This is a genomic window from Chitinophaga sp. 180180018-3 (genome assembly GCF_037893185.1).
Lineage (GTDB): Bacteria > Bacteroidota > Bacteroidia > Chitinophagales > Chitinophagaceae > Chitinophaga.
Genome location: NZ_CP140772.1, coordinates 4,873,166 through 4,887,992, shown reverse-complemented (window position 1 = coordinate 4,887,992; position 14,827 = coordinate 4,873,166). Strand labels below are relative to the sequence as shown.

Below are 14,827 nucleotides of genomic sequence, written 5' to 3'. Positions count from 1 at the left end.
TAGTCTAAATAGAAGAAAGTGAGGGGCGCCGCGTACTTTTAGTCGCAGCAACCGGGTGCGCAACAAACTATGCCCTGAGGTTTCTCTGCATAAACAGTAATGCTGTAAATGCCTGTATCACCAGATCGGAACCGGTTTATCTCATCTTCCGAAAGATAATTGGCTAATATATCATCTGGTATAACAATCACTTTTTCTTTCTGCAGGGTAATATTAACAAAACCATTGCTGGCAATCAACTGCAGATATTCCTGCTTTTGAATCGCACCGGATACACAACCGGCGTACATTTCCGCGGCCTGCCGGATGATGGTGGGCAGATTACCTTCCAGCACAATATCTGACATACTGAAATGTCCGCCCGCTTTGAGCACACGGAAAATTTCCCTGAAAACTCCGTCCTTGTTTGGTACGAGATTTAATACACAATTACTGACAATTACATCCGCAACGCCGGCCGTTACCGGCATTTTCTCAATATCGCCCTGGCGGAACTCAACATTGTTGTAATGCAGTTTCTCCGCATTAGCCCTGGCTTTTTCAATCATAGCAGGGGTGAAGTCGATACCGATTACTTTCCCTGTATCTCCCGTTTCATGACGGGCCACGAAACAGTCGTTACCGGCGCCGCTGCCTAAATCAATGACAGTATCGCCCTTCCTGATCCGGGCAAATTGTGTTGGCAGCCCGCAACCCAGGCCCAGATCCGCATCGGCATTATACCCTTCGATACTGGCGTAGTCGTCGCTCATGATATTGTACACTTCAGTGGAGCAGCAGCCGGAGCCACAGCAGGATGACTGGTTGTCGGCTTTGTCCTGTAAGGCAATTTCACTGTATTGTTGCCTTACCATATCTTTGATTTGCTGGTCGGTAGACATGATTTTCTTATGATTGTGTTATTGCAATATTGCGATTTATTAGAGCAGAAAATTTTTGACAACAGATTGCTTTCATGTTTCTGTATATATCGCAATATTACGATTGATATCTCCGAATTCCAAATTTTTTTTGCAGATGTCGGGATTATTATTGCCCCGACATCTACAAAAAAAATAATCTACCTCACAACACCATAAAGTTTATTTCATTCGCATCCTCGTAGTCAACCGCACCGTCAGGCGTAATCACCCAGCCTGCAATCTCAAAACTATTTACTGTTCTGCTGATACCAACAAAACAGCAATTGTAAGCTCTGTTGATATACAACGTATCACTGGATACAAACACTTTATAGTTAATATCCTCCATCGGCAACGCGAAAGTAACAAGGTATCTTCCTTTGCTCATTCTTACGATGGACTGGACATTATAAGTGTCTTTTATAGTTACCGTATTAGTTCCGTTAAAACTGCCGTTGGCTTTAGTTCTTGAATTATCTGCCAGCGTGTTTTTACCCAGATTGCTGACAGCAGGAACACCCGGAAAGGGAAGGATCCTCATACTGTTTGCTGTGTTTGTGATGAAATTCCCCCTGGTTTCATCACTGAATTTATATTGATTGCCTGCAATACCCACATCGAAATGAGCCATGTCAAATACATTGTTCGTTCCACCTTCGATCCTGACTCCCGTAGAGACATGGTAGATATCCTCACGATGTTCAATGATGAAATTCTTAAAGTAATTGTTGTCGACATTCGACAGCCCGGTCATTTGTACATCCAGACTGGCATCCGTATGAATGCGAACCGGGGTAATGGTATCATTAATAACGAAGGTGTTGAAGAGGTTTCCGTTGATAAAGTTGGTGTTGTATTTGGATGCTGCAGGAATCTGATCCGGTGGATAGTCTATAATGTTGTTCAACACAACACCGGCATTCAAATAGTACAAAGTGAAATTGGTGAAGTTGGCAAAGTCCAGGTAATATTGTGTGCCTTTCGTACTTTCACTATACACTGTTTCAATCAGCAATCCTGTTCCCTGTCGGGTCTGAGATGGGCTTCCGATAATATCGATATTGTCCAGTCGCATCCAGCTGGTTGTTTTACCAGGTAGTATGCGGATGGCCGCTTTATCTCCAAAATTATCATTTCCATAAAATATCAGCTGGATATTGCTTACCGAAATATTCGCGCTGACAGCGGTAGCAGCAGGAACCTGGAGCATGTCGAACTGCGGCAGAACATATCCGGCAGGGGCATTGGCCGGTTTGGCTGCTCTCAGTCCTGATGTGCCCTTGCTTACACCCGTAAAAGAAGTGCCGCTGTTGCTGGATCGCAATAGTATGGTGTTGGTGATAAGGGATATGCCGTCTATGATCACATCATTACAGGCATTAACGGCATTCTGGATCGCCTGGGTGTCGTCTGTATAAACAATATCACATTTAGCCCCGAACCAGCGAACATTGGCAGCGCCGGTGTAGAGCCGCTTCCACCGGCCAGTTGCACCAGGAACAATGAAAATAGTTCCGCCATTATCCGGACTACTCAGATCGTTGATATCCCAATAAAAATCACCACCGCCGCCATCGCCGGAAACAGAATATCCCAATAACTTTGCATAATAATCGGGGGCTGCGCCTGGAGTAGCTCGCAGGTCACTAATCGTTTTAAATACTTGCATAATTTGTATAGGTTTATGTTGTTAAGAATGCTGAATATTCATTGCATGCTTGCTTTGTGCTGAAGATTTCAGGCGTGTATTTCCTGTATTCCAGGCTTATATTTTGTTTATTAAACCTTATGTAGATGGGGGTCTATAGGGTTTTAGCTATTTGAATAACATTGACAAAATCCTCCGGATAGGAAGGAGCCTCACGTTATTGATCATAAAATATAATGGATATCACGATGACGGATACACGCTACAGGGATGTTATCTTCAACATAGTTAATATTATCAGGTTAAGGGTTAAAAATCAATGTTCCTTTGGGGTTTGAAATAATTAAGATCTGGAATATTGGATATGGCAATATTCCTGTTTTTTGAAATTAAGAAAAGAAAATAAACTGCGGAAAAAAAATTATGCACAGGACAAATTTGTGATTACCCGGGAGATAAAAACAGGTCCCAATTCCCCCTTACTAAAGTCCATTTTCCACCCCCTCACTTACGGATTTGCACCTACCTTTGTACCATACCCAAAAACTCAAATCTTACAACCATGGAAAACCAAATGCTCAATCATCCGGTAGCAACGCGCGACGAATGGCTGGCTGCCCGGCTCGAACTCCTCAACGCTGAGAAAGCGCTTACTCAACGTAGCGATGAGCTTGCACAACGCCGGCAGCAGCTTCCCTGGGTTCGCATCGATAAAGAATATCTCTTCAACACCGATAAGGGTACTGCTACGCTTGCTGATCTCTTCAGAGGCCGCTCCCAGCTCATGATCTATCACTTTATGTTCGGTCCTGATTATACCGCCGGCTGCCCTTCCTGCTCCTTGATAGCCGACGGCTTCAATGGATTCTCAGTACATCTTGCCAACCACGATGTAATGCTCTGGGCTGTTTCAAGAGCACCGCTTGAAAAACTGGACGCTTATAAACAAAGAATGGGCTGGGGTTTTCCCTGGGCTTCGTCGCAGGCAAACGATTTTAATTTCGATTTCAACGTATGGTTCACGGAAGAACAACAGCGTACAAATAAGATTGACTATAACTACAAACGGGAGAAAGAATTCGTGTGGCGGCCCGATCAGGAAGGTGGAGGTAAAGATGCGGAAGCAACATTTGCAGCCATGTGTGGTACTGATACACCTACCTATCACCGCGACAGGCCCGGTATGAGCACGTTTGTATTGGAAGACGGCGTTGTTTATCATACGTATTCTTCGTATGCACGCGGACTGGATAGCCTCTGGGGAGTGTATCAGTGGCTCGATCGCGCGCCTAAGGGACGCAATGAATCGAACGGTGTATGGTGGCGCCGTCATGATGAGTACGACCGGCGATAAGTGGGGGATATGTTTTGAAGCCTTCAGGTCCGGCGATCTGAAGGCTTTTTTATACCACCTAACGTCGATAAGAATCTCAACTTACCTGAAACATTAGTTACTCAGGAATAAATTAAATTATAAACAACTCTAAAACCAAAAACATATATTTGTATGATTCTACGTTGGGTTTTATGAAAAACAGTTGACTTCAGAAGAAGCAGATCAAGGCTTGAACAACAGATGACGTTCCACCAGTCTATTACCACGTATAACGAAAACTGGTGCGGGTCTATATATAATAATAAGAGGGGGAATCTATAAATCTCTATTTGTAGCGATGGGGCATACAAATGAATATACACTCCTGAACGAGTTTCTTGCAGGAAATGAAACGGCTTACGGGCAGATATACAGATTATATTCCAGGGATCTGTATGCATTCGGTCTGTTTCTCCGTGCAAAACCGGCATTGATCGAGGATGCCATCCACGACATATTTACCGAGATCTATGAGAAGAAAGACAAACTGGTGAACGTGCGCAATCTGAAATTGTATCTGATGGGCGCATTCCGGAACAAATTAAACACGCTGTCCAAACAGACCAGCTCCTATACTGCTATTGCGGACAACGAATTGAATGTAGTGGATAACGATATCGACCCCCTGGTGGAAAAAGAAAACACCCGTGAACAGGCATTTCTGGTAGAACAACTGCTGTCCGGTTTACACCCACGGCAACGGGAGGTTATATATTACCGGTTTATGGATGGTCTCTCCCCTGATGAAATCGCCGCCGTAATGGGAATCAATTATCAGTCCGTGAAAAATCTCATTCACAGGGCCGTTAAAAAATTAAGAACAATGTCTGTCATGGGCACTGCAAACACGTTTACACAAAAAAAATTCCCTGATCAACCAGTAATGATAAAGAGCGAACACCTGCAAGATGGCCAGTAAAGAGCACCGCAAGTAATATTTCCTAATCATATTTTCCTAGTCTATTATATTGATTATTAATTTATTTAAAATAATAAATTAAATTATGTGACTTTTTTTAAAAAAAGTTGCCAGAAGATGAGTACCCCAAAACAGTTTTTTATACTATACCATATAACGAACATCACTGTAATGGTTACACGATACAGCTCGTACAAGTCGGATGATTTTTTGACAGACGATTATTTCGTTGAGACCATGCTGCATCCTACCAGGGAAAGCGAAACGTTCTGGTGTGAGCTTATCCGCAATGGATTGGTAGATAAAGCCGAGTTCGAGACTGCACAGAAAGTGCTTGAATTCCTGCACCACAACAGGGAACATGTGTCTGAGCAACGTATAGACGCAGTATGGGAGAGGGTTATGGACACCAATCAGAAAGGCGGCCAGTCAAAGAAAGTACGATTCAGTATCGTTCGTTATGCCGCTGCAGCCAGTATTGCCGCATTCATAGCCACAGCTGTATTTTTCCTGTTAAAGAAGAAGCCGGCAGATCAGATGGCTGTACTACCTCAGCAGCGTTCCTATGAAAAGGTTATTAATCCTGCTCCCGTCTCCAACCATGTACAGTTGATAGCCGATAACGAAGAAATGAACGTAGAGGGGCAGCAAGCGGATATTGAGTATGATAACAACGGACAAATAAGTGTGAACCGGACACCGGTTAAATTTGGTGAAAAAAAACAACCGCGAAACTATGAGCTGCGCGTGCCTTACGGTAAAAGAGCATATCTGAAATTACCGGATGGCACCTCCCTCTGGGTGAACGCTGGCTCTGTAGTGCAATATCCATCTACATTTGCGCCAGACAAGCGCGAAATATTTGTGGAAGGTGAAGTGTATGCGGATGTCCTGCAGGATGCCGCCCGCCCTTTTACTGTAAAAACCACCCGCATGGATGTACATGTATTGGGCACGACATTTAACCTTGCCGCTTATAAAGACGATGGGCAATCTTCTGTAGTGCTGGTTACAGGCGCCGTGAAGGCACAGCCGAAAGGAAGGGAAGGTACCCTGCTGAAACCGGAACAAATGATGACCTATAGCGGCAACACATGTACGTTGGAGAAGAATATCAATACAGAGAACTATACATCCTGGAAAGACGGCCGCTATGTATTCAGGAACGAATCTATTGAGAATATCTTGCGCCGTTTGTCGCGTTACTATAACGTGACCATCAGGCTGACGTCTTCTCCTGCAAACATTACCTGTTCGGGTAAATTGGTATTGAAGGATGATTTCTATCAGCTATTGAACGGATTATCTAAAATCACTCCTATGCATTATGTAGTAAATGAGCGTCATGAATGTCTGATACATTTTGAATAACATGGCGTATTGCAGCATGATATTATAAAAAAAATTCCATGTATATGAAACGTATGATATCACTGGCGGTAGCAACACCGCTACCAGGATAGCTATTGCATAAAAATTCATTTTAAACCGTCATGTTGGATGGATCCGTAAATAAGACCACGTTCACACTTTCAGTACGTACGGATCACCACTAATACAGAATTTCAGGAAATATAAACTACGCTAATTATTATGGCCGGCAAAAAAAACAAATTGCCATCCATGAGGGGATACCATTTTGCCTCTTGGGTGATGATAATAGCAATTCAGCTGATTGCAACTATCGGGTATGCACAGCAGGCAGCAAAGCTAACTATACGGGAGCAGCATAAAACGGTTAAGGAGATCCTTGACATCATTGAGAAGAAAGCCAATATCTTTTTCTTTTATAAAGATGCGGACATTGATCTCGATCGCAAAATATCCGTTCAACTTACAGATCAGCCGCTGGCCAGGATACTGGAAGAAGTATTCAAAAATACTCCCAATACTTTTACTATTGAAGGTACACAGGTATATATTTCCGGAAGATCCGCAACACCCGGCCGGCAAGAGCCGCCTGAAAAGAAAGATAAGATCTCAGGGATTATCACCGGAGAAGATGGCATTCCGATTATAGGTGCAACAGTGGTAGCTGAAGGTACCTCCAAGGGTACTACTACAGACGTCAACGGCTCTTTTTCTCTTGAAGCCGCTCCCGGCGCCCGATTGCGGGTTTCCTATATCGGTTATAATGTCGGGTATATCAATGTGGCCGGGAAGAACGCCTACAGATTAGCGCTCACCCCTAACAACAGGAAGCTGGACGAAGTAGTGGTGGTGGCGTATGGTGCACAGAAAAAGGAATCTGTTACAGGGGCCATCTCCAGCATAAACACAAAAGACCTGAAGAAAAGTTCTTCAGCAAATCTTGTCAACGCGCTGGCTGGCCGCATTTCAGGCCTTTCTATTGTTCAAAGTTCAGGACAGCCGGGACGAGACAATGCGGCTATATACCTGAGAGGCGCTGCTACCACCAATTCAACCACTCCCTTGATATTGATCGATGGCGTTCCACGCGATAACCTGAGTGTACTAAACCCCGACGAGATTGAATCCATATCAGTGCTTAAAGATGCTTCCGCCACTGCCGTGTTCGGCGTCCGGGGAGCAAATGGAGTGATCCTGGTTACTACTAAAAGAGGAGAAGCAGGAAAAATGCAATTGTCACTAAACGCAGAAACATCCTTACAATCCTTTACCAGGAAGCCTAAGCCACTGAGCTCCTGGGATTATATGCGCCTGAAGAACGAAGCAGCTGCTAACGATCATCAGCCCCTGATCTACTCCGACGAAACGATTGCGAAGTATACCAACCCCAACAAAAGTGCATTGGAGCAATACATGTATCCCAACCATTTTTACTACGGAGAACTTATGCGGACATTTGCTCCGCAAACCAGAACCAGCCTGAATATGAGCGGTGGCACAGACAAGATGAAGTATTTCATCAACGGCGCTTATACCCATCAGGGCGGACAATTCAAAACAGAAAGTGGGCTCGGATATAACCCGCAACCACGGCTCGACAGATACAGCTTTCGCGCAAATGTAGACTACAAGCTGGTAGCAGGATTGAAGGCGTTTTTAAATATCGGCAGCTACCTGGAAAAGGTGGCTATGCCAGGCACCACTGACTATAATGGTGATGAGGATGCTATGATGACTGACATTTTCCGCTCGCTGCAATACGAACGGCCGTTTGAGATGGGCCCTGTCACCATAGATGTACCTGACTCCAACGTACCGGCCGGAGAGGTCATTAAGTTTGATAACCTAAACCGTACTGGTTTTCAGATGGTGAACCGCTCAGGTTACCGTAACGATACGCGGATGAACTTCAACGGTTCATACGGAATGGACTGGGACCTGTCTTTTTTAACAAAAGGTTTTTCCGCAAAAGGAATGATCTCCTTTGACAACGTCTCCGCTACTGTACTGGATGCACGGGTGGGGCCACAACAATATAGCGCAAGGATTGTAAATGTTGGCGGAAAGGAGATCCCGGAGTTTACGACCAATCTTGGCAAGGGAACTATGACCATGACAAAGGCCGCTAACTACCGGTATAATGTGAATATGCAGGCATCGCTGAATTATGCGCGCAATTTTAATGGCAGTCATGACGTGGGGGGGCTCGTGCTGTTCCAGCGCGACTACTGGGAATCTACCGCACCCGATATTCCCTACAATGTGATCGGTTTTGCAGGACGTGTTACTTACGCCTATAAACAAAGGTATTTCGCGGAATTAAATGTAGGATATAATGGCTCAGAGCAATTTGCGCCAGGGAACAGGTTTGGCTTTTTTCCGGCAGCTTCCCTCGGATGGATGATCAGCAACGAGGATTTTTTTAAACCGCTGTTGCCAACTGTATCCAGGCTCAAATTGAGAGGTTCATTCGGAAAGGTAGGTAACGATAAAATATCCAGCAGCCGTTTCCTGTATATCGACGAAATGTACTACCTCGACAAGAATGCTAATGGCGCCTACGGCGAGTTCTTTCTCAACAGCCTGAGTAACGGTCATTACATACAGGAAGGTTTAATGGGCAACAAGGATCTGACCTGGGAAGTTGCCACCAAACAGAACTACGGCGTGGAAATTCAGTTATTCAAAAGCCTTGATCTGAGTTTTGATTATTTCTTCGAGAACAGAGATCATATCCTCATCACCCGTTCCATGGTACCCGCATTGCAGGGCGTAGATCTGGGTAATATTCCCAAAGCCAATATGGGCAGGGTGAATAATAAAGGCTTCGAAATAGAGGCTGGCTATAATAAACGCATTACCCCTGATCTGCAGCTTTCACTACGCGGTAATTTTTCCTTCAATAAAAACAAGGTACTGTTCATAGATGAGCCAAGATTAGGCGATGGCTATGTTTATCACTATCGTCAAACCGGCTTCCCGCTGGGTACCATCTTCGGTTATGAGATTGACTACAGTAACGGTAACGGTTACTTTAACAGCCAGGATGAGATCAATAAATATGTGGATAAAAAAGGTAACCGCATCACCTACAACTTTGGCAACTACGGATTGGGCGATTTTAAATATGTTGATAAGAACGGCGATGGCGTAATCGATGAAAAAGATAAGGTACCGCTGGGAAATACCATGATCCCGGAGATATCCTATGGCGTTACATTTGGCGCAAGTTACAAAGGAGTTGATCTGTCTGTGTTTTTCCAGGGCCTGGGGAAAACGAGCATGTGCTATTCCAATGAAGGGGTGTATGAAATACTATATAGCGGTAATTACTTTGATTATCACCGCAATGCCTGGACGCCTGAACGTTATGCCTCAAATGCCAGGATCACTTATCCGGCCTTACACCTGTCTGCCAGCCCCAATCATAACGTGAATAGTTTTTTTGTGATGGACAGATCCTTTGTCCGGCTCAAGAACGCGGAAATAGGTTATACGCTGCCTGCCCGCCTACTGGGCCGGATGAAGATTAACAGTGCCCGCATTTACATCAGTGGTCAAAACCTCATCACCTGGGATAAACTCAGGATGAACACATTGGATCCGGAAGTATATTCCGCTTCTTCGAACCTGAGCGGGATCGTTTATCCTATTACTAAAATGTACAACTTAGGTATCAACCTCACTTTTTAAAATCAGTATAATGAAGGGTATATACAATCTTTTTAGTATAGTGGTCACCGTTATTCTTTTATCCGGTTGCTCCAGGGTATTGAATGTATCGCCTGATGGCACATTGACGCTGGAGCAGATATTTTCGGATAATGAAAAAGTGGCGGCTTATCTCAATACCTGTTACAGTTATGTGCCGGCCAAAGGTAACTGGTACTACTTTGTTACATCAGTGCCCAGTACCTTGTCAGACGAGGCATGGGATGCGGACGACTGCGTAGGGCTGAGGGTCGTGCAATACTACAACGGAAATGTATCGGCTGCCAGCAATCCGCTTTACGAAGATATGCCAGGCGGCAACAAACGCATGGGTACCTACTGGAAGTATTATTGGACAGCCATCCGGAACTGTGCCGAGTTCCTGGCACATATAGATAAAGCATCGGTGAATAGTGAAATTGACCGGGATCGCTGGAGAGCCGAAGCTCATATATTAAGAGCTTATTATTACATGGAACTGCTGAAGTGGTACGGTGCTGCATTGCCGCTCAGCGAAGATCCTTATGTATTAGACCAGGATTTTTCAGGTTTGAAACAGGCCACTTACGGAGAAGTGATAAAATTCATCGTAACGGATTGCGACAAAGCATTGTCGTCTGGTAATCTGCCCTGGCGTATTACTACCGAAGCCGAAAAAATGCGGGTCACAAAGGCCGTGGCAGAAGCCATTAAATCCAAAGCCGTATTGTTCGCAGTAAGCCCCCGTTACGACGACGGTACCTATTCAAAGGAGGATGCCTACGGGATCAACAAACAATCGTTACAGAACCTGAGAAATAACGGCTATGAATTATACAACAAAGATAACAGCGCTACACCGCAGACCGTTTTTACAGACCCTTTCAGGAACGGCGTATTCTCAGGACCTAAGGAACAGGCACTGATAAATGCTGCCGGCGCCTGTAAACAGTACTTCTGTGGCGACATGGAATATTCGGCGAGCCCATGGGATAAGGAAACAATTTGGCAGCATCAGGTAAAACAAGACAGGCAATGGCTGGTAGCCTCCTTCCTGGCACGTTTTAAATGCGGGGCCTGCCCCTCGCAGGAATATGTGGACGCTTTTGAAGCAACAGACGGCATCGTGGCGCATACCGTGCTGGATCCCGTAAGCCCATACGGCGATGAAAAACATTTACAGCCTAACTATAATCCTTCGGTACTCACGTACAATTATAATGGAACGGTCAACAGCAAGCCACTGTACGATAAAAACAATCCCTACAGGAACAGGGATCCCAGGTTCTATGCAACGGTGTATTACAACGGGTCAAAACGGTTCATTGTATCCGACAATGCCTGGATGACTATCTGGACGGATAAGGACGATCCCCGGACAGGTATAAGACCCGGAAACAGTGATGCAAACAGGGCGTATACCAGAACGGGATATTATGCTCAGAAATACCTGCATCCTACCGAAGGACCTCAGGATCTTACGTATTTCGGTGCAGGCTGGCGCTTGTTCCGCTTGGGAGAGATGATCCTCAACACTGCTGAATTAGCAATAGAAGCAGGACATCCTGCTGAAGCTGTAGCACTGGTCAATGAAATAAGACGCCGGTCGGCCATGCCGGAAATAACGCCCGCTAATCCGGGCGATCAGGCGGAGATGCGCAGGATCGTGCGCCAGGAGCGGCGGATTGAAATGGGGTTTGAAGAGGCACGCTACTTCGATATCCGGCGCTGGTTGCCCAAAGGGGGCAGCGCAGATCTCAGGGAAACAGACAGATGGGTTACCGCTATGGAGATTGCCGATATTTCCACTGCAAAGGACCACAGTATGCTTTCCTATACCCGTAGGCCTGTGCGTGATTTGCAAAGAGAATGTTATACCGGCAAATACCTGTTGCAACCACTCCCGTTGGATGAGGCAACCCGGTTAGAAACAATTACCGGCCATAACTGGCAGAATCCCGGATGGTAAACAGTTCGAACCATAAAACGACTAAAGCAAAATGAAGCATATAATAAAAAGGGCCGGATACAATGTTGTGCTGTGCGTGCTTTGCGGAGTAACAACATTGCCCGCACAGGCACAAAAGGTCGATAGCAATGAGCAGATCGATCTTGGGTATTTTTCCCAGTCGCGGTTGTCGCTGACTGGAGCTGTGAGCGCGGTCAGCGGTCGGGAATTGGAGAAGTCTCCGGTAGCAGGCTTATCACAGAAACTCACCGGCCGGTTGCCGGGATTGATCATGATGCAGCAGGGTGGCGAGCTGTCTCATGAAACCTTCGGGACATATATCAGAGGTGTTTCCACCATTAACGGTCAGCAACCGTTGTGTATACTGGATGGCGTGACCTGTTCACTGGAAAGCATCCAATATATCACACCGGAAGAAATTGAATCGGTGGCAGTGCTCAGGGACGCCTCCCTGACGGCCATATACGGTATACAGGGCGCTAACGGCGCTATTGTCATCAATACAAAACGGGGACACGCAGGAAAGCTGAAAGTCACGTTTTCTTATGACCATTCTTTCCAGGAAATGACGAGAAAGCCCCACTTTATTGATGCCGGCCAATACGCGGCCCTCAGGAACCAGGCATGGCAGAACGACGGCGCAGCGGGCGCCCCTCCCTACTCGCAGAAAGATCTGGAAGGCTTTACAAACGGAAGTAACAGGGAGCTGTATCCAAATAATAATTTCTACAGCAAAATGTTCAGACCTTCTACGATGATGGAACGGGCTGCAATCAATGTTGCTGCAGGTAATGAAAAAATACACATGTTCTCCAACGTGAATTTTATGCATCAGGGAGGGCAGTTTATTACAGATCAGACTACTTTCAAAACCGGACAGGTGGTGTATGATTCCAAAGCCGGTAATAATTACTGGTTTAATTACCGCACTAACCTCGACTTTCAGATCAACAGGATACTTAGCGGCTTTATTCGCTTAAATGGTAATGTGACGAAAGAAAGCACCGGTAGTCAGCCTAATAGCGTGATCTATAGCAGCCTGTTTTACCAGCCGCCCACTATGTATGGCCCTTATACACCAATAACTACTGATCCGGCAGACACTAAGAAAAAATTGGGTGGCGAGGTGCTCACAAACGCGTATGTAAACGACCCAGCTTATGGGTTGTTGAACAGGTCGGGGTATGGCCGGTACACCGGTACCCGCGTAATGGCGCAGACAGGACTGGACCTCGATATGGGCTTTTTGACGGATAGCCTCACACTTAGCGGCCGCTTTGCCTATCAGACAAATTCTTCCGGCAATCAGATGACCACGCAGGATTATGAGCGCTGGGTGAGAAGTAATGACCCCGCTACGCTGAGCTTTAACCAGGTAGGGGCAGGCACCTGGACCAATACACCGCTGGCATATTCAAAATATACATTGTTTTCCTATCAGCTGAGCACAGGCGCACAGCTGAATTACAAACGGAGCTTTGGTGCTCATCAGGTATCCGGAATGGGATATGTGTATTATGAGAATCAGGTAAAGGACAGAGCTGACGGGTACTATGTATTTCCATACAACAGGCTGAGCATGGGGCTGACCGCTCTTTGGGGCTACCGGAACAAATATTTCCTGAAAGGAGACCTGGGCTACGCCGGCTCCGAGCAATTTGCCAGGGACCGTCGTTTTACAGCTACTCCTGCGGTGTCAGCAGCATGGGTACTTTCGGGCGAACGATGGCTATCCGGGGTCAGCTGGCTTACAGAACTGAAGCTGCGCGCTGCTGTAGGAATGGCAGCTAACGATCAGTTGGGCGGAAGACGATTTATGTATGTGGATTACCTGGTAAACGGTGGTAACAGGTATATCAACAATCTCAACTACATGATCACGGAATATTACAAAGGAAATCCCCTGGTGGCACCGGAAAAAATATTGCAACAGAATTATGGAATCGATCTGGTGTTATGGAAAGACTTGTCGCTCTCATTCGATTATTTTATCAACCGCAATAACAATATGCTGATCCAGGGTGCAGGCGTAATACCAGCCTTTACCGGACTTACCCCCGCTATTTATCCTCCCGTGAATGAAGGGAAAATGAGAAATGCAGGCTTCGATATGAGTGTGGGCTACATGAAGCAATTGAATAAAAAGCTGTCTGTTTACGCCAATGCCAATTTCCTGTACGCCGCCAACAAAATACTCAATGCTAATGAAACAGTGATGGGCGCCGGGTATGCTTATCAGAAAAGAATGGAAGGGTATTCATTTGGTCAGCAGTTTGGTTATTTGGTGGATAGATCAAATGGCAGCGGCTACTTTACTTCCAGAGAAGAACTGAACAGGGTGCATTATGGTTTCGGCACGCCACGGCTGGGCGACTTTATCTACAAGAATCTCAATGGCGATAAAACCGCCGACGGCAAAGATATCATTGATGAAAAAGACATAGCGCCGGTAGGTAATCCGTTGATCCCGAAAGTAAGCTACGGGATCAGTGTAGGTGTGGTATACAAACAATTTGAACTGAGTTGCCTGGTACAGGGCACAGGGCTTTCTTCCCGGCAATACCAAAGCGCGATTGGTGTGAATGAAAGCCGGTACGGCGGAATATATTCAGATATTCATCAGAATGCCTGGACTCCGGAGCGGGCGGCAAACGGCGCGGGAATCAGCTTCCCTGCACTGTCGCAGCAGGAGTCTGTAAGTTTGCAGCCCAATGATTTCTTTACCATGAATACTTCTTATGTACGTATCAAAAATCTCGAACTCGCCTGGTCGTTTCCGCCTGCTGTGCTGCGGTGTATAAAAGCAGAACAGGCGCGGCTTGTTTTCAACGCGCAAAACCTGTTTACATGGGATTGTCTCAGAACCCGCAGCATTGATCCTGAAATTGCAAGCCTGGATCAATTCCAGATCTACAGGGTATTCAACATCGGTGTTAAGTTGACTTTTTAATGC

The 14,827-nt window shown here is 45.8% G+C and carries 8 protein-coding genes; 6 read left to right on the top strand and 2 right to left on the bottom strand.

Features of this window, described 5'->3' with window-relative positions:
* Positions 1-38 precede the first annotated feature (38 nt).
* Together UNH61_RS19000 and UNH61_RS18995 are read right to left on the bottom strand one after the other, a co-directional pair.
* Positions 39-881, bottom strand: coding sequence for an arsenite methyltransferase (locus tag UNH61_RS19000; RefSeq protein WP_326993568.1), 843 nt, complete (start codon positions 879-881; stop codon positions 39-41).
* Between the two features lie 184 nt (positions 882-1,065).
* Complete coding sequence (locus UNH61_RS18995; RefSeq protein ID WP_326993567.1) at positions 1,066-2,571, bottom strand: hypothetical protein; 1,506 nt, start codon at positions 2,569-2,571, stop codon at positions 1,066-1,068.
* 541 nt (positions 2,572-3,112) lie between these two features.
* Between UNH61_RS18995 and UNH61_RS18990 the strand changes: the two genes are divergently transcribed.
* The 6 genes from UNH61_RS18990 (at position 3,113) to UNH61_RS18965 (ending at position 14,824) form a co-directional block, all read left to right on the top strand.
* On the top strand, positions 3,113-3,904 hold the full coding sequence (locus UNH61_RS18990; RefSeq protein WP_326993566.1) for a DUF899 domain-containing protein: 792 nt from the start codon (positions 3,113-3,115) through the stop codon (positions 3,902-3,904).
* A 319-nt stretch (positions 3,905-4,223) separates the two neighbouring features.
* Positions 4,224-4,844 carry a sigma-70 family RNA polymerase sigma factor gene (locus tag UNH61_RS18985; protein ID WP_326993565.1) on the top strand — a complete coding sequence of 207 codons (621 nt, stop codon included), beginning with the start codon at positions 4,224-4,226 and terminating at the stop codon, positions 4,842-4,844.
* A gap of 117 nt (positions 4,845-4,961) precedes the next feature.
* A complete protein-coding gene (locus UNH61_RS18980) occupies positions 4,962-6,215 on the top strand; it encodes a FecR domain-containing protein (protein ID WP_326993564.1) in 1,254 nt (417 codons plus the stop codon).
* A gap of 222 nt (positions 6,216-6,437) precedes the next feature.
* Entirely contained in the window at positions 6,438-9,908 is a 3,471-nt protein-coding gene (locus UNH61_RS18975; RefSeq protein WP_326993563.1) for a TonB-dependent receptor, read from the top strand.
* A 10-nt stretch (positions 9,909-9,918) separates the two neighbouring features.
* Positions 9,919-11,874 (top strand): RagB/SusD family nutrient uptake outer membrane protein, encoded by a 1,956-nt coding sequence (locus tag UNH61_RS18970; protein ID WP_326993562.1) that lies wholly within the window; start codon positions 9,919-9,921, stop codon positions 11,872-11,874.
* A 31-nt stretch (positions 11,875-11,905) separates the two neighbouring features.
* A complete protein-coding gene (locus UNH61_RS18965; RefSeq protein WP_326993561.1) occupies positions 11,906-14,824 on the top strand; it encodes a SusC/RagA family TonB-linked outer membrane protein in 2,919 nt (972 codons plus the stop codon).
* Positions 14,825-14,827: the final 3 nt, after the last annotated feature.